The organism is Caldivirga sp. (assembly GCF_023256255.1).
Taxonomy (GTDB): Archaea; Thermoproteota; Thermoprotei; order Thermoproteales; family Thermocladiaceae; genus Caldivirga.
Window position 1 is genome coordinate 1 of record NZ_JAGDXD010000043.1, and the last position, 20641, is coordinate 20641.

Annotated in this window: 21 protein-coding genes and 2 pseudogenes; 6 read left to right on the top strand and 17 right to left on the bottom strand. The window is 43.8% G+C overall.

Translation table 11 applies throughout. The features are described from left to right. Positions 1–303: pseudogene (locus tag Q0C29_RS06550) on the bottom strand (cytochrome ubiquinol oxidase subunit I); the annotation flags it as partial. A gap of 284 nt (positions 304–587) precedes the next feature. Next, positions 588–986, bottom strand: a pseudogene (locus Q0C29_RS06555) (PaREP1 family protein); the annotation flags it as partial. A 494-nt stretch (positions 987–1480) separates the two neighbouring features. On the opposite strand from Q0C29_RS06555, the gene Q0C29_RS06560 reads away from it, so the two are divergent. Then, entirely contained in the window at positions 1481–1663 is a 183-nt protein-coding gene (locus Q0C29_RS06560) for a CoA-binding protein (RefSeq protein ID WP_367173640.1), read from the top strand. A gap of 327 nt (positions 1664–1990) precedes the next feature. Here the strand turns inward: Q0C29_RS06560 and Q0C29_RS06565 are convergent, their stop codons facing one another. From Q0C29_RS06565 to Q0C29_RS06575, 3 genes are all read right to left on the bottom strand, one after another. Next, positions 1991–2404: a hypothetical protein gene (locus Q0C29_RS06565; protein WP_291999858.1), complete on the bottom strand. Its 414-nt coding sequence runs from the start codon at positions 2402–2404 to the stop codon at positions 1991–1993. Beyond that, complete coding sequence (locus Q0C29_RS06570) at positions 2405–2902, bottom strand: adenosine-specific kinase (RefSeq protein WP_291999859.1); 498 nt, start codon at positions 2900–2902, stop codon at positions 2405–2407. 376 nt (positions 2903–3278) lie between these two features. Continuing rightward, positions 3279–4463: a DegT/DnrJ/EryC1/StrS aminotransferase family protein gene (locus Q0C29_RS06575; RefSeq protein WP_291999860.1), complete on the bottom strand. Its 1185-nt coding sequence runs from the start codon at positions 4461–4463 to the stop codon at positions 3279–3281. Between the two features lie 102 nt (positions 4464–4565). Between Q0C29_RS06575 and Q0C29_RS06580 the strand changes: the two genes are divergently transcribed. Next, positions 4566–5912 carry a phospholipid carrier-dependent glycosyltransferase gene (locus Q0C29_RS06580; protein ID WP_291999861.1) on the top strand — a complete coding sequence of 449 codons (1347 nt, stop codon included), beginning with the start codon at positions 4566–4568 and terminating at the stop codon, positions 5910–5912. A 12-nt stretch (positions 5913–5924) separates the two neighbouring features. On the opposite strand, the gene Q0C29_RS06585 is transcribed toward Q0C29_RS06580, so the two are convergent. Genes Q0C29_RS06585 through trpA form a run of 6 tightly spaced genes read right to left on the bottom strand, consistent with a single transcriptional unit; the run spans position 5925 to position 11343 of the window. Further along, a complete protein-coding gene (locus Q0C29_RS06585; protein WP_291999862.1) occupies positions 5925–6509 on the bottom strand; it encodes an aminodeoxychorismate/anthranilate synthase component II in 585 nt (194 codons plus the stop codon). Further along, a complete protein-coding gene (locus Q0C29_RS06590) occupies positions 6502–7755 on the bottom strand; it encodes an anthranilate synthase component I family protein (RefSeq protein WP_291999863.1) in 1254 nt (417 codons plus the stop codon). Before Q0C29_RS06590 ends, Q0C29_RS06585 begins: the two co-directional genes overlap by 8 nt. Continuing rightward, positions 7739–8365: a phosphoribosylanthranilate isomerase gene (locus tag Q0C29_RS06595; RefSeq protein ID WP_291999864.1), complete on the bottom strand. Its 627-nt coding sequence runs from the start codon at positions 8363–8365 to the stop codon at positions 7739–7741. The genes Q0C29_RS06590 and Q0C29_RS06595 overlap by 17 nt, the downstream gene beginning before the upstream one ends. Further along, on the bottom strand, positions 8352–9371 hold the full coding sequence (gene trpD, locus Q0C29_RS06600; protein ID WP_291999865.1) for an anthranilate phosphoribosyltransferase: 1020 nt from the start codon (positions 9369–9371) through the stop codon (positions 8352–8354). The genes Q0C29_RS06595 and trpD overlap by 14 nt, the downstream gene beginning before the upstream one ends. Then, on the bottom strand, positions 9368–10618 hold the full coding sequence (locus Q0C29_RS06605; protein WP_291999866.1) for a TrpB-like pyridoxal phosphate-dependent enzyme: 1251 nt from the start codon (positions 10616–10618) through the stop codon (positions 9368–9370). Before Q0C29_RS06605 ends, trpD begins: the two co-directional genes overlap by 4 nt. Further along, on the bottom strand, positions 10615–11343 hold the full coding sequence (trpA, locus tag Q0C29_RS06610) for a tryptophan synthase subunit alpha (RefSeq protein ID WP_291999867.1): 729 nt from the start codon (positions 11341–11343) through the stop codon (positions 10615–10617). Before trpA ends, Q0C29_RS06605 begins: the two co-directional genes overlap by 4 nt. Before the next feature lie 126 nt (positions 11344–11469). Here trpA and Q0C29_RS06615 point away from each other — a divergent pair, with 126 nt between their 5' ends. Further along, complete coding sequence (locus tag Q0C29_RS06615) at positions 11470–12495, top strand: aldo/keto reductase (RefSeq protein WP_291999868.1); 1026 nt, start codon at positions 11470–11472, stop codon at positions 12493–12495. 307 nt (positions 12496–12802) lie between these two features. Then, entirely contained in the window at positions 12803–13768 is a 966-nt protein-coding gene (locus tag Q0C29_RS06620) for an aromatic ring-hydroxylating dioxygenase subunit alpha (RefSeq protein WP_291999869.1), read from the top strand. A 21-nt stretch (positions 13769–13789) separates the two neighbouring features. Here Q0C29_RS06620 and Q0C29_RS06625 read toward each other — a convergent pair whose 3' ends face one another. The 4 genes from Q0C29_RS06625 to Q0C29_RS06640 all read right to left on the bottom strand — a co-directional run bounded on the left by Q0C29_RS06625 (position 13790) and on the right by Q0C29_RS06640 (position 15755). Next, the gene (locus Q0C29_RS06625; protein ID WP_291999870.1) at positions 13790–14740 is read right to left on the bottom strand and encodes an RIO1 family regulatory kinase/ATPase; all 951 of its coding nucleotides are present in this window, start codon (positions 14738–14740) and stop codon (positions 13790–13792) included. Continuing rightward, positions 14727–15251, bottom strand: coding sequence for a PUA domain-containing protein (locus tag Q0C29_RS06630; RefSeq protein ID WP_291999871.1), 525 nt, complete (start codon positions 15249–15251; stop codon positions 14727–14729). Before Q0C29_RS06630 ends, Q0C29_RS06625 begins: the two co-directional genes overlap by 14 nt. Before the next feature lie 10 nt (positions 15252–15261). Next, positions 15262–15507, bottom strand: coding sequence for a hypothetical protein (locus tag Q0C29_RS06635; protein ID WP_291999872.1), 246 nt, complete (start codon positions 15505–15507; stop codon positions 15262–15264). Positions 15508–15575: 68 nt separating this feature from the next. Further along, positions 15576–15755 carry a preprotein translocase subunit Sec61beta gene (locus Q0C29_RS06640; protein WP_291999873.1) on the bottom strand — a complete coding sequence of 60 codons (180 nt, stop codon included), beginning with the start codon at positions 15753–15755 and terminating at the stop codon, positions 15576–15578. 296 nt (positions 15756–16051) lie between these two features. Here Q0C29_RS06640 and Q0C29_RS06645 point away from each other — a divergent pair, with 296 nt between their 5' ends. Both Q0C29_RS06645 and Q0C29_RS06650 read left to right on the top strand, forming a co-directional pair. Then, positions 16052–17203 carry a dihydrodipicolinate synthase family protein gene (locus tag Q0C29_RS06645; protein WP_291999874.1) on the top strand — a complete coding sequence of 384 codons (1152 nt, stop codon included), beginning with the start codon at positions 16052–16054 and terminating at the stop codon, positions 17201–17203. Continuing rightward, a complete protein-coding gene (locus Q0C29_RS06650) occupies positions 17193–18473 on the top strand; it encodes a hypothetical protein (RefSeq protein ID WP_291999875.1) in 1281 nt (426 codons plus the stop codon). Before Q0C29_RS06645 ends, Q0C29_RS06650 begins: the two co-directional genes overlap by 11 nt. 96 nt (positions 18474–18569) lie before the next feature. Here Q0C29_RS06650 and Q0C29_RS06655 read toward each other — a convergent pair whose 3' ends face one another. Together Q0C29_RS06655 and Q0C29_RS06660 are read right to left on the bottom strand one after the other, a co-directional pair. After that, on the bottom strand, positions 18570–19106 hold the full coding sequence (locus tag Q0C29_RS06655) for a transcription elongation factor NusA (protein WP_291999876.1): 537 nt from the start codon (positions 19104–19106) through the stop codon (positions 18570–18572). Positions 19107–19339: 233 nt separating this feature from the next. After that, the gene (locus Q0C29_RS06660) at positions 19340–20626 is read right to left on the bottom strand and encodes an APC family permease (RefSeq protein WP_291999877.1); all 1287 of its coding nucleotides are present in this window, start codon (positions 20624–20626) and stop codon (positions 19340–19342) included. Positions 20627–20641 lie beyond the last annotated feature (15 nt).

A 20641-nucleotide genomic window follows, 5' to 3' on the forward strand; every position in this document is an offset into this window, starting at 1 on the left:
CTCCCTAGCCGCCCAACCAGCCACCGCAGCCATGGCTGAGGATACGCCTATAATAGATGATAATATCGGCATTACTGAGTCATAGCCGAAGAGTAATCCAATCACGCCGTAGTTTATGGTATCGGCTATTCTTGAAATAATGGGCACCCCAACCATGTAGGTGAAGATTATCAGTAGGACCGCTATGAAGGCAACTATGCCGAAGCCTATCATTGCGTAGTAGAATACGCTAACCATGGGGGCTAGGGGTTCAAGGGCTTCCACTGCGGCTTCACAATTCTGGGCCAGGGTTACGTTGGCCATGGGACCTAGGTAGCTTAACATGGATGGGTCAAGCCTTGCGTAAAGTTGACCAAAGGTCGCGTTACCTAGGCTTAAGCATTCAGCCAGGTAATACTTGAAGCCCGGTATTGCGTGGAATGGTTTCTATCATTGAGCACCTTATTAAGCACTGTGACTTATCCAGGGGCTCCATTACAGGGTCAAGGTCTGCTAACTTAACTAAGCCTAACTGCCCAATAGTATTTCCATAAGTTAGCTTAAATGAATACAAGCCCTTAAACTATTCCTTAAGGAATCTCTTACACTTAATTCGAGGTCTTTAACATACTCTTCAGTTTCCTTACTAAATTAACCACGGCCTCCCTATGTAATTGAAACTCTTCCCTCGACATGAAGTTATGGTAGAAGTTCGCATGTAGGCCCTCGGCTAGTCGAAAACCAATGACAAGCTCCTTATCGTTACTCTCACTATAGAGTTTATCAGTAATCACGGAGTAGTCCCTATGGCTATAGTGTGGAAGGCCCCTCTCCTCACCAATAGCGTTAAGCAATGCAGTAACGGCACCCCAATATTTTTCATTAGCCTGCATTAAGTCACCCTTATCGAAGAGTTCCTCAGCCTCATTAAGGTACTTCTCGTGAAGCTTCAAGTAAACGTTAATCCTATCCCTTGGGTCAAGTTTTTGAGCTAATAAGTCAGCTAAAATAGTTCAATATCAACACCTCTCTTCTCAGTTTCCTCATTGATTAACCTAAGCAACTCCTCCACGAGCATGAACCATGATTATCCTAATAAGCGTTTCTAGCTTAATTAAAGTTGCCATAGGTGCGATTTTAACTAGCCTCCTCCCTTTATAGGGTATTTATGGGGTATTGATTCACTTAGGAGCTACGCTGACTGGTTACAGATTATCCTACTTGCCCTTATTGTCTTACTTGTTATAGTAATTCACCTTCATGCATTTAAGATCGTTTCATCAAAGGTGATGGGTCTTGTACTTGGTGCCTTAACCTCAGTCATTAGCCATCATCAAGCCTCGAGACAACCAGATACTACTCATCTACGAGTACTCTTAAGTTGAGTGGCCTTGATGTTTCTTCATCATCAAGTCCAAGGAAAAGGCAGGGTTGTAGTCTTTAAGAACTTGCTTTCCACTTTCAGGGGAGGGTCTATCCTATCAACAACAAGGCCGAGGACGTGGAGGGGATTAAGGCCTACAAGTCGGTCAAGGGCGTCCCAGAGCCAGTCGATCTGACTGTAATAACCGTTCCAAGGGATTACGTCTATCAAGTCCTCGAGAAGGCAGGAGGGAAGGGGGTCAAGGTGGTAATAGTGATCACCACTGACTTCAGGAAGATCGAGGATGAGAAGCTTGAATAGGTGATAGTCTCCATAGCGAGGAAGCGCAGTATGAGGCTCTTGGGTCCTAACACGTTTGGGTGATCACCTTCTCGTTCAATTCCACCCTTGCATTCACTGAAGTAAATAAGGTGAACATAGTATTGGTCGTCTAGAGCAGCGGTTTAGGGGTCCACACTCTTTGTCCATGCTTGGGCACTCCACTGCTGGGCTTAGCATATTAAAGCTTATTCATGCATGTACATGTTATTCTTTAAGGAATTAGGGCAAGTATTAATTATTTGGGTATTATGTATTGTGTTTGAGATCAAGGGGCAATACTTATCTATTTTATTTTCTCCTTAGTAGTTAAGATGCATTAATTAGAACTCCAGCATCCTTAAGCAGCTTAGTAATATATTTTAATGTACCAGCTTCCTCAGATAACCTAAGTAATAGTGGTGTATTGATATGGGTTAAGTTAACTCTATTAATTAATCCCCAGTACTCAATACCGTTAAGCGGCAATGATGAGATAAAATCTTCTAGGCTTACATGCGGTAAGCCACTAATGTAGATTGCCCTGTTGGAGAAGCCCACTACCCCAACTTTAAAGATTCTTAAGTTCCCCGGTACCTTACTAGTATCATTTACGTAGATGGCAATGTCGTCAGTGTCACCAATACCCATTGTCCTTCTGAACATTGATAATGGGCCACAAGCCACCTCAACCCTGTTCCTCAATTCCCAATAGGCGTCTTCACAGTTCAGTTTAATCACCAATTAGGGCATCATCTTGTAGCCGAATTTCCTAACTAATTCCTTACGCTCCTTAGCATCCTCAGGGCCTTCAACACCTAGGGGTGAGTAACCATCTACAACACCAATCACACCTCTACGTTCAGGGGCAATCTCAGCAACTATTATGGAAAGGGGATTACCTGTAGCTGCCAGTACCCTGGTAACCTCCTTAACGTTCTTTATGGCATTAAGGACATTTATTGGGTAGGCATTCCTTATGAATATCACGAACACATGACCAGCAGCTATCCTTGAGCATAAATCTACCGCTGCTTTCCTCAACTCCTCATCATTCCCCTCATGCCTAATAAGCCTCTTACCACTGGCTTCACAGAAGGCTAAACCAAACCTAATGCCCGGTACAGAGGATACTAGGGCCTCGTAAAGATCCTCCACAGTCATTATGAAGTGAGAGTACCCTATTATAATGTTTGAATCGGATGGGTACTTAACATCTATTACATCAAACTTAATACTCATACTACTCCTCACTGAGTTAAGGAGATTTAAGCATTAGCGCTCATGTTCAGTATTTTACATTATCTAGTGTGCGTAAACGCATCGTCTACATAGTGAAATTAATTATACAGCATTTTTAAGGAAGTATAAGATATGCGTTGACTCTGAGGAAACGTGGTTTTACGTCGCTTTTCCGGAGCTCCTCACTGGGGTGGTATTATGTTTTTAGGTTCGCTTGTCAGCCTTTGGTAGAGCATGGTTCATAGCCCACTAGTTTCACTAAGCCTTAACACCTAAGGCATCACGACTAAACGGTTTAATAAACCCTGCCATAAAAGGTGAGGCTTCTCAACCTCTTTGTGAGTAATTGTTGTATTATTGGAGAGGTGATTAATGGTTACTTTAACTCCATTAGTGTATCCTTGATTACCCTGGCTGCGTATAAGGCATCATCTTCGGTGAAGTAAGGTGAAATAAGAATGCCAATCACCCTCTTGGTGGCTTCCTCAGTATTGGGTAATGGTTCATAGTTTATTTTCTTGCCGTAGAATGGGCATGACCATGGGCAACCCTTACCATGACCAACCTTATTAGTGAATAACGGTGTCCTATAGAGTGGGATAGGGTAGGCTACTGTTACTGCCTCAATACCCTTAGCCTTAAGTTCCTCAACAACCTTATCCCGAGGCGCCTTAACCTTATCAGTGAGGAGCATTTGGTATATATGCCAGGCATGCCTAACATACGACTTAGGCCTAGGTAATATCAGTAGGTTATTATCCAGGCTGTTTAACTCCTCCGTGAGGGCATTGGCAAAAGTCTCCTTTCTTTTAATTATTTCCTCAATCCTAAGGAGTTGAGAGTAGGCTAATGCAGCCTGCAGCTCACCCATCCTGTAATTATAACCCAGCTCCTCATAGTAGTACTTACCGGTTTCCCCATGACTCCTAAGCAGCTTAGCCCTATTGGCCAATTCACTGGAGTTAGTGGATACCGCACCACCCTCACTGCTGGTTATGGTTTTAGTAGGGTAAAAACTGAATGTACCTAAGTCCCCTAAGGCACCAGCCTTAACACCCCTATATACTGCACCTAGGGCTTGGGCAGTATCCTCAATTAGGTATACGTTATGCTCCTTAGCTACCTTAATTAAGTCATCCATTTCAGCCGGCATACCAGCCATGTGAACCACTATTATTGCCTTAGTCCTATCGCTAATCTTAGACTCAACACTGCTTGAGTCAAGGCCAAGGGTTTCAAGGGAAATATCAGCAAACACTGGCACTGCATTAGAGTGCAATACAGCCGATGCAGTGGCTAGGAAGGTGAAGGCTGGAACAATAACCTCATCCCCTGGCCCAACTCCAATAGCCTTTAATGCTAAGTGAAGTGCCGTTGTTCCACTTGAAACCGCTAATGCATGTTTAATATTCAAGTACTTGGCTAGTTCATCCTCAAGTAGCTTACCATACTTACCATATGGCGAAACTAAATTACCACTCATTAAGGCATCCACCACAGCCTTAGCGTCGTCCTCCGTTATCCAGGGCTTGAACCTAAGAACCCTCTTAACCTCATGCATGCGCTCTTATTTAGTATGGGTTTTTAAGTTAATAATGATTTAAGCTAAGTTCATGGGTTCATTAGAAAAATAATTATTAAGTCTAGGCTTTAAACCTACGTTATGGCGATGTTAAGCCTATTGAAGAGGTGGCTACCACTAGCCATAGTGCTGGTGGTTTTCACGCTTTACCTAGTGGCTATTCAACCCCACTTAAACTCCTATACAAGTGACGAGATTTGGTATGTTTCCGCCGCCAGGAACTTCATAAATGAGGTTGGTTTAGGCAAGTACCTGATCAAGTATGGGGTGACCCTAGCCCCATCACCACCATGCAATGTGAGCGGTGCCTCACCGGTAATATACTATAAGGATTACCTCATGGCCTGGTACAGTAACGTTACCTACACTCAATTGAGAAATGTATTGGATAATTCAACCTGCATAGTTAGGTTTGGTTACTACTACCCCGATAAGCAAAGTATCGTAACCTACCTTAACCTTGAACACCCATGGTTAGGTAAACTCTTCATGGTGCTTTCAATGCTCCTGCTAGGCGATAAGCCAGTTAGCTGGAGGGTGCCATCAATGATCCTATCAGCCTTAATGCTCATACTAGTCTACTACATAGCCTTAAGAATAAGTGGTAACATTGCCTACGCTTCCTTGGCATCAGTGGCATTACTAATGGACGCAACGTTTAGGGATATGGGTATAATAGCCCTTCTCGACGTCTACGTAGGCTTCTTCACGTTATTAACAGTATACATGTACTTCACTAAGAGGTATACTGCCTCAGCCATAACCAGTGGCCTAGCAGTGGCAAGTAAGTACCCAGGCGCCTTCACGGTCTTCGCTGGGGCTTACTTGGAGACTTATAGGAGGAACGGCATCTGGGGGTTAATTTACATTGCATTAGCCTTCATAGTATTCATAATACCCCAATTACCCCTAGTTTACCTAGTTGGGGGTCTTCACAATTACGTATCAGACGTATTCTTCTATTTAAAGTGGTTTACTGAGCCAAGGCCCCCTGGTCCAGTGGCCTCTAATCCCCTCGACTGGCTAATAGGCATTGATTCCTTCGTTAACAATGTGACCCCACCATTATATGCAATGGGGCTGCCGGGCGCATACCTAGTTGCAGTGGCCTACTCATTAGCCTTAATTGAACCCCACTTGAGGAGTAGGTTATTTAGTAAACTAAGTATAAATGAATTATCAATACCCGTCATGCTCTTAACCATTTGGTTGGGTTACTGGCTAGTGTTCATACTTGGCGACACTACACTCTACAGTTACTACACAATGCAGTTTGCAGCCCTAGTACCCCTAGTCCTGGTGCTGGCCATGAGTAGGGCCAAGCCTAAGGCTAAGGTTTGGGTAATAATGGCTGCGTTAGCGGGAATTGCGTACGGTATTTCAGTGCAGTGGAGGATGCTTTACTCATTAATAACGGCAATAGCCTAGTTAAGCCTTACTTTAAATTAAGTCAAGGAAGTTCTTAATTATCCTAGCACCAAACTGAGTGCCAACGCTCTCAGGGTGGAATTGAACACCAATTACTGGGTGCTCAACGTGTTGAACACTCATGATTTCCCCATCATCCTTAGACACTGCGGTTACTATTAGGGAGTCTGATGGTTTATCAATAACTAGGCTATGGTACCTCATTCCCTCAAACTCATCAGGTAGGCCACTGTATATTGGTGATGAGGCAACCCTCCTAATTATGCTAGTTTTACCATGCTTAATAACCCTAGCTCTCCTTATTGTTGAACCGAAGACGTACCCTATCAACTGATGGCCTAGGCATATGCCTAATATTGGTACTTTACCGGTGAAGTACCTAATAATATTACCTGAAATCCCAACGTCCCTTGGGTTCATTGGATTACCAGGTCCTGGTGATATTATTATCCTATCAGGCTTAATCCTCTCAATAACCTTAACCGTGACTTCATCATTCCTGAAGACCAATGGCCTACTGCCTAATTCCCCAACGTACTGAGCTATGTTGTATACGAAGGAGTCGTAGTTATCTATTATTACGGTTAAGTCACCCATGATGACCACCCATAGCAGTCTTCAAACTACCCAACTTATGCTCAGTCTCCATAAGTTCAAGCTCTGGTTGGGAATCATAAACTATACCTGCCCCAGCCTGAATCCTAATAGTACCGCCAGTGGCGAATAGGCTCCTTATTATTATTGCGAATTCACCCCCACCTCCATGCATAATGCCTAATGCGCCAGCGTATGGTCCCCTTGGGGAATTCTCATACTTAGCTATAAGTTCCATTGCCCTTGGCTTGGGTGCACCACTAACCGTGCCTGCCGGGAATGTGGCCACTAACGCGTCGACTACATCATTCCCCTTAGCCAACGTGCCCTCAACCCTAGACACTAAATGCTGCACGCTCTGGTACTTCTCAATAGCGTATAGTTCCTTAACCTTAACACTCCCGTAAACGCAGACTTTACCTATATCGTTCCTGGCTAAGTCAACAAGCATTATGTGCTCAGCCCTATCCTTAATGCTTGACAGTAACTCCTCCTCAAGTCTAATGTCATCCCACGAGTCCCTCCCCCTAGGCCTGGTTCCAGCTATTGGGTGTGTTTCAACCCTAAGGCCATCAACCTTAACGAGTAGTTCAGGGCTTGTACCTATTATGTGCCTATTACCCATCTTCATGAAGTACATGTATGGGGATGGGTTAAGGTCAGCCAACCTCCCGTAGAGGGTCATTAAGTCTCCAGTGAACCCATACTCCTCATACCTTGATAGAACAACTTGAAACACTTCACCATTCTTAATATCCTCCAACGCCTCTGAAACCCACTTCATATACTCAACGGGGTCCGTAGCACCCATTAAGCTTGTTACGTTAAATTCACCCCCATCACTAGGCTTGCCCCTAGGTAACTCACCCTTAACGTAGGCTCTCCCTAGGAAGTAGTCGTAAATAACCACGTTCATAGGTATCGTGAACTCTGCCTGAGGCCAGTCACTAGTCTTAATTACATTAGCCAAGTGGGGTTCTATTGATGCTACTGCTTCATAGGACAAGTAACCCACGGCTATGTTACCGTCCTCAAACCTGCCGAGCTTCCGGTGAAGCGCCTTAAGTTCATCGTACAAGTCACCGTTAATGTTGATTAAATCATTAGCACCCCAAGCCACTATGGTGAACCTAGCCCGCTCAGGGAAGCCTGGGCCACTTTCAAGTAGGGTGACGTAGTCTTCCCCATTCTCAATAAGCATCCTAGCAAGTTCCCTAGGCCTAGGTAATTCCTCAAGGGGTACCTTCACCCTTAATCACCTTAGCGACCCTTGTCACTTGCTCCCAATCCTTAATACCGGGGCTTGATTCAACACCTGAATTCACATCAACTAGGTATGGGTTATACTTGATAATGAACTTAATATTGCCTGGTCCAATACCCCCAGCAACCCCAACTTTACCTAAACCCGCAACCTTCTCAACAATGCTTAAGGGTATCTTTAAGCCGTATTCAAATACCCTATACCCCATCTTTGGGGCATCGATAAGAATGTACTCTATCCCCTTAATCCCAGAGTACTCGTGAATAGCCTTAACCATTGAGGAATAGTCAGTGTACTCTATGACTGGTGCAAGATTAACGCCACCTTCATAACCTTTAACTACACCATGGTACTGAAGAACCGGGAAATCAAACCTAGTTGCTAATTCTAGGGCATTACTTAACTCAAGCCCCCTAACCACAGCCACTGGCTTAGCCCTGGAGAGCACTGATGCCATATCCTTAGCTTCATGGGGATTCAGTAGCCTCGGTGTTTTAACATCTGAGTGTATTATGAAGCCTGCGTAGTCGGCGTACTTATCAATGAACTCCACGTCAATCCTCCTCGTTAACCCACATACCTTAAGCAGCGTCACGTTTACTCACTGCTGCAACATCATTAATGTAACTCCAGAAGTCACTTGAATTACCGGTAATCTGCCTAACAGCCTCAACACCATCCCTAGGATCCTTAACCCTACCTGCCACGTAAAGCGCCATAGCTGTGTTAACTGCTATGAAGTCTAAGGCAGCCCTATCAACCCCCATTAATCCCCTCTTCACCTTCTCCACACTCTCCACTGGGCTTGATACAACCACATCCCTCAGTTCATGAACCCCAAGGCCTAGGTCCCTGGGTTCAATAGTGTACTTATCCATTGAATCACCCTTAATCTCGTAGACTATTGTTTTACCGAAGACTGAGGCTTCATCAATACCTGGTTCACCATGGACTAGGATTAGGTGATCGTAACCCAGTAGGACCGCTGCCTTAGCAATAATGTCCATTACCCTAGGTTCAGCAACACCAAGCACCTGCCTCCTCACTAGGCCTGGGTTAGCTAAGGGCCCTATCAGGTTGAATATTGTCCTTATGCCAAGTTTCTTCCTAATGGGCATTACATTCCTCATGGCTGGATGATACATTGGGGCGAAGGCAAATGAGAACCTGTACTTATTCAACATGAGCAATGCAGTTTCAGGTTTCACACTTATGTTAAAGCCAAGTGCCTCCAGGAAGTCCGCACTACCTGAGGATGATGAAACACTCCTATTCCCATGCTTAAGAACCCTAGCGCCTAAGTAGGCTGCTAGTAATGCTGAAATAGTGGACACATTCATGGTTCTTAACCCATCACCCCCTGTCCCAGCTGTGTCTATTACGTATGGGTCATTGACCGGTATCCTTAGGCAGGTTTCCCTAAGTGCCTTAGCGAAGCCAGCAACCTCAAAGGCACCCTCCCCCCTTACCCTAAGCCCCATGAGTAGGGCAGCAGTCTCAACTTCACTTGCCTCCATTTTAAGTATGGCTAAGGCAGCGCTGTATGCCTCCTCAAGGCTTAACTCAAGCCCCCTAGCTATCTTCTCTAGGAATGGCCTCATTGCACACTCACCCTCTCGTAGGCGTCTGGGTCCAGTAACCCATGCCCAGATAGGTTGAACAGTATTACACTACCCCTAGGCATTCTCTTAGCCTCATCAATAACAGCCCTTATTGCATGTGATGACTCAGGAGCTGGTATAATGCCCTCACTCCGTGCGAATAGGACTCCAGCCTCAAGGGCCTCCTCCTGGGCATATGCCCTAGTTTCAACAATGCCTTCCCTAACAAGTAGTGATAGGCTTGGGGCTGCTCCATGGTACCTTAACCCGGCGGCGTGGCTTGGTGGTGGTACGTAATTGTGCCCAAGGGTCAGCATCCTAATCATGGGTAGTAATCCCCCTGAGTCTGGGAAGTCATACTCATACTTACCTTGAGTTAGCTTTGGGGCTGCCTTGGATTCAACTGCAAGAAACCTAGTCTTGTCGAAGCCTTCACCCCTCAGTTTAGCGCCTATGAATGGGTATGTTAAGCCGGCGAAGTTACTTCCACCACCAACGCAGCCAACCACTAGGTCAGGTTCCTCCGGTATTTGGCTGAGGGCCTCTTGCCCAATAACGGTCTGGTGCATTAGGACAAACTCAAGGACGCTACCTGGAATGTACCTCCGTCCCTCACCTTGAAGTACATAATCTATTGCCTCACTTATTGCTAAACCTAAGCTACCTGGGTGATTTGGATTAGCCTTAACCGCATCAATACCGTACTTAGTGACCTCACTGGGGCTTGGGTAAACAGTGGCACCGTAGGTTCTCATGAACATGACCCTCTGTTTCTTACTCAAGTAGGAGCTCCTAGTCATGAAGACTACAGCCTTAATCCCAATTAACGCGGCGGCTATGGATACCGCTAAGCCCCATTGCCCAGCCCCAGTCTCAGTGGCGACTTCCTTGGCGCCATCCTTAAGGGCATAGTAAACCTGTGGTACGGCAGTGTTAAGCTTATGTGAACCACCTGGTAATGCACCCTCAAACTTATAATACACCTTAACGCCATTGCCTATTAACCTTTCCAACCCCCTAGCCCTCCTTAGTGGTGTGGGTCTACCAAGCCTCATGTATATTTCCTTAACCTCATCAGGAATAGGTACGTACATTAATGATGTGAACTCTTGGTGAAGAAGCTCACTTGGCATTATCCTATTAAGTAGCGCTATCCTGGATTCCCCCTCATATGGATCCATTGGTGGTGGAAGTGGTTTAGGTAGGTCAACTGCAATATTATACCAGTAGGCTGGGACATTAGTCATGGTAAACCACCCCTAAGACCCTTAAGGAAGTTTAAGGCATCATTAAGATCATTAATTCTTTGAATGAACGCTGAACCAACAACAACACCATCAGCCCCAGCCTTAACTAATGACCTAACCATGTCAGGATTATTAACTGCGAAGCCAACAACTAGGAAGGTGTCGCCTAAAATACCCCTAATAGTCACCACGTTCTGCTCAATGTAAATAGGTAACTTAATGCCGGTGGCAGCGTATAGGCCTAGGTATATGAATAATGGTTCCTGTTCACTCAGTCTCCTAATTAACCTATAGGGGGTTTTACTTGATATGAAGAAGCTGGGTGTTAATCCACTGCTCCTCATTACTTCAATATATTTATCTATTAATTCAGGGTAGTCGAATATTAGGTCAGGGAATAGCACTGTTACTGCTCCAACATCACTAGCAACTTTAGCCACATCATTAAGTGAATTATAGTAGTCACTAATGTAACCCATTAGCACTGGTACCTTACTGTACTTACTGTAATCATCAACAACCTTAATGGCCTCAAGCCCCATTAGTTCAGCGCCTTGATGAGCCATCCTAATAACTGGCCCATCATACTTAGGGTCACGGGTTGGTATACCAATCTCCAGGAAGTCCACCAGGCCCTTTATCTTATCAAGGACTTCTATGAAGCGTCTACTGCTTGGGTATGTTGCAGTTAAATATAGGCCCAAGGCGGGCCTACTTATACCCATTGGAGCTTACCGTCCCTCATAGGTGTAGTTCAGTTAACTATTTTTAAGCATTACTGCGCTATAAACGCTAAAGTGAACATTATTGGACATGAAATGTTTTAAAAACTAAGGCCCAGTAGCTGACTTATGCAGTATGTTAAGCTTGGTTGGTCTGGGGTTAAGGTTTCGCAACTATGCTTAGGCACCTGGTACCTGCCTAGGCTTAATGAGAGGGATGAGTACGGTGTTCATAAGGTTGATGTTAATACAACCATTAAAATCATGAGGAGGGCTTATGATGAGGGAATCAACTGCATCGACACGGCTAACAGGTACCATGGGGCAATGGCGCCCGTCGACCTTAACCACGTGGGCAACTCGGAGAAAGTCGTTGGTGAATTCCTGAAGACTGTGGACAGGGAGTCCATTGTATTAGCCACTAAGGTTAGGGGACAGATGGCTCCTTGGCCTAATGGTGAGGGGTTGTCTAGGAAGCACATTAGGTGGCAGATTAAGGAATCATTAAGGAGACTTGGCTTAGAGTACGTTGACCTATATCAAATACATGCCCCCGATCCTGATACTCCTAAGATTGAGACTCTTAGGACTCTTAACTACCTTGTTGAGGATGGTTTAGTCAACTACATTGGTGAAAGCAATCACCCAGCCCACGACATAGTAGAATTCATGGAACTAGCCGATAAGCATAACCTAGAGCCATTCACAACAATGCAGGAGGTTTACAATGTCCTCAGTAGGGATATTGAGAGAGACAAGATACCTGTAGCCAAGAGGTACGGCATGGCAATACTAGCCTACTCACCCCTAGCCCAAGGAGTATTAACAGGCAAGTACGTTGACTTCAACACTAAGAAGTGGACCACACCCAGTGATTCAAGGGCAGCAATATCAAGTGGCCTACAAGGGTACTTCAATGATAGGAACCTTAAGATTCTCCTTGAGCTTAATGAAATAGCTAAGTCCAAGGGAGCTACCTTAAGTCAAGTCTCATTGGCATGGTTAATAAGCATGCAGGAGAGGTTCGGAGTCAATATAATACCCATCATAGGGGTAAGCAGAATGGAGCACCTTGAGGACAATTTAGGGGCATTAAACGTGAAGCTAAGCCAAGACGATTTAAAGAGAATTGATGAGGTCTTAAAGACTCAGTAGCTAAATAATTCACTACGGTCTAAGTTAATCATTATTCATGATTAATAGTTGAGATTAAAGGCCATGAATCTACTTTATCAATTTAATTCACACATAATGATTAATCAAGCAATGAAGTAAATTAATGCACGTTAGAATCACTAAGTGGATTTTCGCAGAAATGTTCACGGAGTCAATTTAACCTTATAATGCTCATTAATGGAACCTTATTCGTATAATCCGCTACGTTAAGATCTGGTTAAGAACCATAGATTAAGGTAATTACGATGTAATGCTTTTATAGGAATTAAATAGAGTTCATTAATATATGTGGCTTGCAGTTCTTTCATCAAATGAATTAAGGAAGGGTAAACCCCTTGGTGTTAGAAGGCTTGGCCTTGACTTAGTGTTTTGGCGAGATGAGTCAGGTAAAGTTAATGCACTACTTGATAATTGCCCACATAGGCATGCCAAGTTATCTCTAGGTAAAGTGATTGACGGTAACATTCAGTGTCCATACCATGGATTTGAATTCAATGGTTCAGGGAATGTTGTCAAGATCCCTGCCCTAGGTAGTGCATCGGAAATGCCTAAGTACTTAAAGGCTTTTCCTATTCCAGTGCATGAGGATTATGGCATCATTTGGATTTGGTATGGTGACGGTAATCCAAGTGATTCACCAAGGTTCTTTAACGATATGAGGGGATTAACCGTGTACTCTGAGATAAGTGAGGTGTGGGGTGTATCTTTACCTAGGGCTGTTGAGAATCAGCTGGATGTTTTTCACTTGCCTTTCGTTCATTATAATACGATAGGTAGGGGAGGTAGGACGCTTGTGAATGGGCCATTAGTTAAAATTATCGATGAATACTCCTTCATTGTTTACCCATTTAATGAAGTAGATAGGGGTCAAAGACCCTTAAGGAGTAGTCAAATAGATGCAAGCTTGTTAAGGAATTACTTATGGTTCATTTACCCAAACCTTTGGGAGAACTACGTATCAGAGGGCATGAGAATAGTGGCATTCTTCGCACCTATTAATGCAACCAACACTAAAATATATGTACGCCTATACATGGATGTTACTGGGATTAAGATGATTGATAAGATACTAACTAAGTTACTAATGCCCTTCAACGCATATGTACTTCATCAAGACCGTAGGGTAGTGCTTACTCAGGATAATGATGTGAAACGTGATAAATTGATTCATGCAGATTACCCGATAGCACTATATAGGAGGATGCTCTTCAAGGATGTGGAGTTAAATAAGTTACTAAGCGCTTCGCGTTAACTAGGTTACTTGCTAATTAATCTAACTAACTAGGGAGGTAATCCTCTTAATTAACCTAGAGTACACCTTCTCTGGTGGTAATTCACTGCTTGGTATTAGGGGCGCTAGCCTACCCATGACGGCATCAATGCTTATGTTTAACCCGTAGTTTGACTTGAAGTACCTTAGTATTATGTTGAGATCCCTCATGAGGATAGTCTTGGATCCCTTAACATTAGCGTACATCCATTGTGGCCAATCTATTATCGTTATCTTCTCGCTACTTGGGTTAACTAGTATATTGTACTCGTTTAAGTCACCGTGGATTACGTTTATCCTTAGGAGATCCTCGATTGCTGAAATAATCTGCTCAAGAACGCTCTCTGGGTTACTTAACCTAATCTTAAACAGTTCAATGCCATTAATGTACTCCATAGCCACCAAGTGTCTCGTAATAGCCCTGGGTTTTGGTACAGGTACCTTAGCCCTATAGGCCTCAGTAAGGGCCATGTACTCCATGTGGGCTGATATCTTGGCTTCATAAAGCCAAGTAATGTGCCTCCTCTCCCCAATCCAAACCCTATACTTTCTAGTATTCCTAAAGCTAACCCTACCAATCCTGTGAAACTTCAACGCATACTTATCTCCACTTGATGACTCAGCGGCATAAACGTCTGATTCCTTACCAACCCCAAGAGGCGTAGGGGCTATAGCATCTATGACGCCTCTCTTAACCATAGTGTGGATTGACAATATGTCGTATGCCGGGAAAGTTAACCTAACATTATCAGGACCCCTCCTAACCAGTAGTTTAAGCTTATTCATCTTGGAAATGGACTTATTAATAACCTCCTCACTTAAGTTCATGTATTTGACAATCCTCCTAACCGGGACATATTCATAATTCCTGTGAAGAACCTCAATTACCCTAAGAACCCTTAAATCAAGTTTACTTAATTCATTATAGGACGCTACTACATTACTTATGCTCATGCACTTCACTCATTAATCTCCAAACCTCATCATCAATGTGGTGAATATTCTTAAGCACCTTCCCCCTACTCATGTTAAGAACCTCATCACTATTGTATAAACTAACCGTAACAGCTATGATCCTTCCCCCAGGACTCTTAACTAAGACCACGTCACCGGTCTTAAAAGACCCAATTAATTCCCTTATTCCAGGTCTCATTACATCAGCCCCAGTGGCTATTGGCTTAACCGCCCCTTCATCAACTTGAACCACTGGGTAATGCTTCACTAATGATGGGTACTTATTGGCTGCAAGCAGTGTTGGGTACATTAAGCTAACATTGGAGTTATTTACATTAACCATTGCCTTAACCAGCGCAGCATCATTCATAATCCTATATATTTCCAATACGTCACTAACCTTGATGACTTCAGCCTCATCAATGGTTCCATAAACCTCGCTTAACCATGGAACTTCATTAATGAGCTTCTTAATATCCTTCTTACTGAGCATGTGCCTATTAATAACCATAAACCCCCCTCTAAACACATATTGAGTCAGTGAAGCGTTTAGCAATATCCCTAGCCTCCTCCAGACTATTAGTCACCTCAACGCATGCCTGCTCTTCATCAACCATGTAAACAAGGTACTTATCCCTAAGCCTAAATACCTTAGCCTGGGCGAAGCAGTTCTCCTCAATCATTGTCCTGTAGGTTTCAATTGGTTCATTGTACTCAGCATTAGCCTCCTTAAGTAATTCCTCAACCCTAGCCTTACCGCACTCCACACTGCAATAGGGTTGAGCAGGCTTTTAAACCATACACCTGAACTGTATGGTTAATGGTTTGAGCAGTACTAAACGGGAACCAGTAGGTAAAGTAGTATGACTATTATTGGCACAGCTAACCCAATCATTATAGTTACTGTTGGCGGTATCTTAACCTTCTCAATCTCCTTAACATCCCTAAACATAAGTAAGCCCGCGCTCATTAAGGGTTGCATACCAGTATTCCTCCTCCTACGCCTAGTTGACATTAAACTCAGTTACTTAAACTGGTTTATTTAACTTTCCGTTTGCTCCTGTATCCTCATTTTAACTTCCATTGACTATGCTTCACTGGTACATGGATTCACTAGTAGTTGCCGAGCTTAATGGCATGAGGCTCCACTAATCTAATAGGCCTAGGTGAGGCGTTCACTACCCAGGTGGGTTCTAAGCGGAGGATGTTCTTCAAAGCTTATGAAGCACCTTGAGGAAACTAAGAAAATACCCTAATACTTCATTATGCCAAGGCGTGAGCGTTTAAATTCTCTAGCACATAAGGCAAAGTATGAGTGCTTTTCCTGAACCGCCGCGGGATGTGTATGATATGATTAGGAATGGTGTAGCCATAGTTGCTCACCCACTTGCCTTAACTAGGGATAGGAGGATTGATGAATCTAGGCAGAGAGCCTTAACAATATACTACCTAGTTTCAGGGGCTGGGGGAGTGGCGATTGGTGTCCACACTACTCAGTTTAAGGTTCATGAGAATGGTATGTATGAACCCCTACTTAAGATTACTGCTGAGACTATTGATCAATGCAGTGGGAGGGTTGGTAAGGTTGTTAAGGTGGCTGGCATTGTTGGTAATACACAGCAGGCAGTTAAGGAGGCTAGGTTAGCCTATGGGCTTGGTTACCATGCTGGGTTAGTTAGCCTACATAGCCTAGCTGGGGAGCCTCAGGATAGGATTATTGAACATGTGAAGGCCGTAGCCAGGGAGATACCGGTCTTCGGTTTCTACCTTCAACCAGCAGTGGGTGGTGTTAGGCTTAGTTACGGCTTCTGGAGGAGACTTATTGAGGAGGTTGAGAACATGGTTGCCATTAAGGTCGCTCCCTTCAACCGGTACGCTACCATTGATGTTGCAAGGGCTGTGGCTGATGCTGGTAAGGTTGGGGAGGTTGCCTTATACACGGGTAATGATGATAATATAATTATTGACCTATTAACCAAGTTCAAGTTCACTGATAGGCGTGGAGGCATTAATGAGGTTAAGGTAGTGGGTGGGTTACTTGGCCACTGGTCCTTCTGGACTAAGAGATCCATGGAGATATTTAGGCTTGTTAAGTCAGTGGCTGAATCAGAGCATATACCTAAGGAATTACTAACCCTAAGCGCCCAAATTACTGATGTTAATGGTGCAGTGTTTGATGCTGCCAATGACTTCAAGGGAGTGATACCAGGTATTAATGAGGTTCTCAGGAGGAGTCGCCTACTTACTGGTAGGTGGACGCTTAACCAGGATGAGGACTTGTCCCCAGGGCAACTTGAGGAAATCAACAGGGTTTACTCATCTTACCCGCACCTTAGGGATGATGACTTCACTGTGAAGCACGTTGATGAGTGGATTAGGGGTGAGTGCACTGGGTGGGGTGAATTAAGGGAGTTAAGCTTAAGTGATGTTAAGCTAATGTTAAGTGGTGCTTATGGTCGTTGAAGCCTCGTATAGTAAAGTAAGCATAACACCACCCATTGGGCTTAGGCTAGGGGGATATGCCCATAGGGTTGGTAAGCCATCAAGTAAGGTTCACGATGACTTATACGCTAGGTTATTAATGATATCAAGTAGTGATGTGGAAATCATTCTGATTCAACTTGATCTACTTGGATTATACAGTAATGATGCTTCATTAATTAGGAGGAGTGTAAGTAAGGTGACCGGGGTTAAGGAGGATAAGGTTATTGTCTTCTCAACACATACCCACTCAGCACCTGAAACAATAATACCAATGTGGCCTAACACCCTACCCTATAGTGAAAGGGAGAAGGCTGAGTACAATAACTGGTTCACCAGTGTTGTGGATAAGTTAACTGACGTGGCGCGTAAGCTTAACAGTACGGAGAAGGCTGAGTTAAGGATAGGTTTAGGAAGGACTGAGGAATTATGCTTCAATAGGTCATTTAAGGGCGGTTTAGTGAGTAGTGAATTACCAATACTAATGGTTAATTTAGGTAAAGGCAGAGTGGCCCTAGTTAATTACGCATGCCACCCAGTCTGCAACACTGACCTAGGCTTCTCAGCCGATTACCCTGGTGTAATGTATGAGTCACTCCTCAGTAATGGCATTGAATCAATGTTCTTAACTGGAGCAACAGGCGATATTGATCCACTTAGGAAGGGGAGGGGCTACATGAGTTACCTGGGGTATTCATTATCATCATCAGTGATTGAAGCCGTACGTTCCCTTAAGCCAACTGCTCCACTTATTGGCGTTCAGGAAGTTAAAGTTACCCTACCCCTCAGGACTATTAGCCATGAGGAGGCTAAGTCAAGGTATGAGGAGGCTTTTAGAAGAGTTATGACTAAGGGTGGGTTACCTAGTGAACCGACTGAGTCAATATGGGCTGATGAGGATTACTTAACCTTAATGTACAGTGATGAGGAGTATGAAGTATCTAAGGACAATAGTAGATTCACAGAGACTGAAGTTAACTTAGTGAGGATTGGGGACCTGCTAATCGCCACCATACCTGGTGAGCCATTCATTGAGTCCGCAATGGCAATAAGTAATGTAGCAAGGAACATGGGGTTTAAGGTAATTATGGTGGCTGGTTACGTGAATGACTACGTAGGTTATATACCAATTAAGGCAGCGTTCATTAAGAGGACGTATGAGGCTAAGTTAGCTAGGTGGAGTAGGGTTACTGATGAGGCTGAGGGGCTCATTATTAAGGCTGTGGAGTCTAATTTACAGAAGATTAAGTAACTAAAGTTAACTTAACTTGTAACGTTGAGGCTTACGGGTCTTTAACCATGTATAGCGCAAGCTAGGTTAATGCCTAGCTTAGCCTCCTCCACCTGATTACGCGGTGTTTAACTGGTCGTGGCTAATTACCTTCACTTTAACGTTCTTGTTAGTTATGGCACTCAGTAACCTAGCCATATCGGAGGGTCTAAGTCTAAGTCTCCTAGCATCCCTCCTCATTATCCTAACCTCAGTTTCATTGGTTCCATCAGGTAGCCAGGTTGTTGCAACAGTTGGCCTAGCTGGGTAGGCTACTTGTGTTACTAATTCATTAATGTCTGCAGTGTATTCAATTATCTTAACCCTCCTATTGAGGGCTTCAGAGAGCTTATCCTCAAGTTGCCTAACAACATTAATCGGCACTCGCCTAATACCCTTTAGAGCCACGAAGTATGAGTCATCAATCTCATAGGACTTATAATACTCTACATTACTCAGCATATTCTTAAGCTTCTGATCATTATCGGTTAACTTAAGTATTGCATCTATGACATCTACGTCATACATCTCATACTGCCCACTGTTAAGCAGAGACTGGCACTTACTGCAAAACAGCCTCGTCTTCACGCAGAACTCGCAGAACGGAATCCGCATTAACCCCCTTATTTAGGTAAGGATATATAAAACTTTCCTTCCTAGGCACAGAAATTAGGTAAGTATAATAAAGGTTGAAATATTAGGTACATTATTTAAGAAATAGTGCTATTATTACTACGAAATTTAATCGCTATGTCTGTTAATTTTCATTAATTAATATAGCTTAAAACTAAGGGTTAATTCATCTTAATTCCCCTATGGAAGGATAATCCTTAAAATTTAACCATAACCTAATCCTTAGCTACTGAGTTATGGTGCTTTTTCTCAATTAAATTAAACTCCTCATGCAGTTCGTAAACTAGTATACCTACGATTAGCGTCATGGCCCCTATCTCAAGTGACTTATAGCCTAATGCACTGGTTACTAGTAGGGACAGTATTATCGCTAGTATTTGCAGTATTGGGTACATGGGGGTCTTAAAGGATCCAGTTATCCCCCTCCTTCTAATTACTATAACAGCTATTGGTGTAGTTATGTATGAGAATACTACACCGAAATTAGCCACGAGCCCAAGGGTTTCAACGTTACCAAGCGCCAGTGAAATAAGCATTGCTATAGTGACTATTAACAGTGGCCTATTGCCCCTAGCAACGCTCCTTGGTATTACGTTATCGTAGGCCATCTGTTCCATAGTTCTTACACCAGCTATAATCATTGAGAGGGTTACTGTGAATGTTGATAATAATGCAACCGACGATACAGTAAGCCTAATAGCCATTGGTGCCCTAGCTTCCTCAAGGGCGAAGCTTAATGGATCAGGCCTAGTCCCATAGAGTTGCCATGGTGCTATGTACAGCATTGTGAAGACCACAAGAATATATATTACTGTTGTTATGGCTAGTGACAGCATTATTGCCTTAGGTACATTCCTCTCACCCTCCTTCACTGATGGCGTTAAGGTGGCTATAGTGTTGAAGCCTGAATACGCAAAGAAGGCTAGTGATGAGGATTCGATTAAACCGAATAAACCATGAGGTAGGAGGGGTTTAAAGTGACTTGTCTTAAGTGGACCAGAGTATATTAACCCAGCCACTATGAAAATTACTAAGCCGGCTATGTTTATTGAGGTTAAGTACTTCTCAAACTCAGATGCAATCTTTAAGCCGGCCTTATATAGTATGGATAAAGCTACTATTAGGGTGATTGAGGTTGGGTAAATTAAGTAACGTGGCGCATCCAGTGAGGTTAAGTATCCTGAGAAGCCTAATGCAACAGCAGCCCCACCTATAATGTATGAAACTACCCTAAGTAGGCCAACTAGGAAACCAACTGAGTCACCTAAGGTTAACCTAGCAAAGGAGTAAACACCACCCTCAACACTTGGGAATGCTGAGGCCATTTCAGCACTATTTAACCCAACACTCATGGCCAGGAGGGCGGTTATTATGAAGGCTAGTAGAGCTCCAGGGCCCGCTAGGTTTATTGCTGAACCAGCCATAACGAATATTCCAGCGCCAATAATGTTACCTAAACCCACTGCGGTAGCTTCCCAAAGCGTTAACTTTCCCCTCCTCATGATGCGGCTAATGTT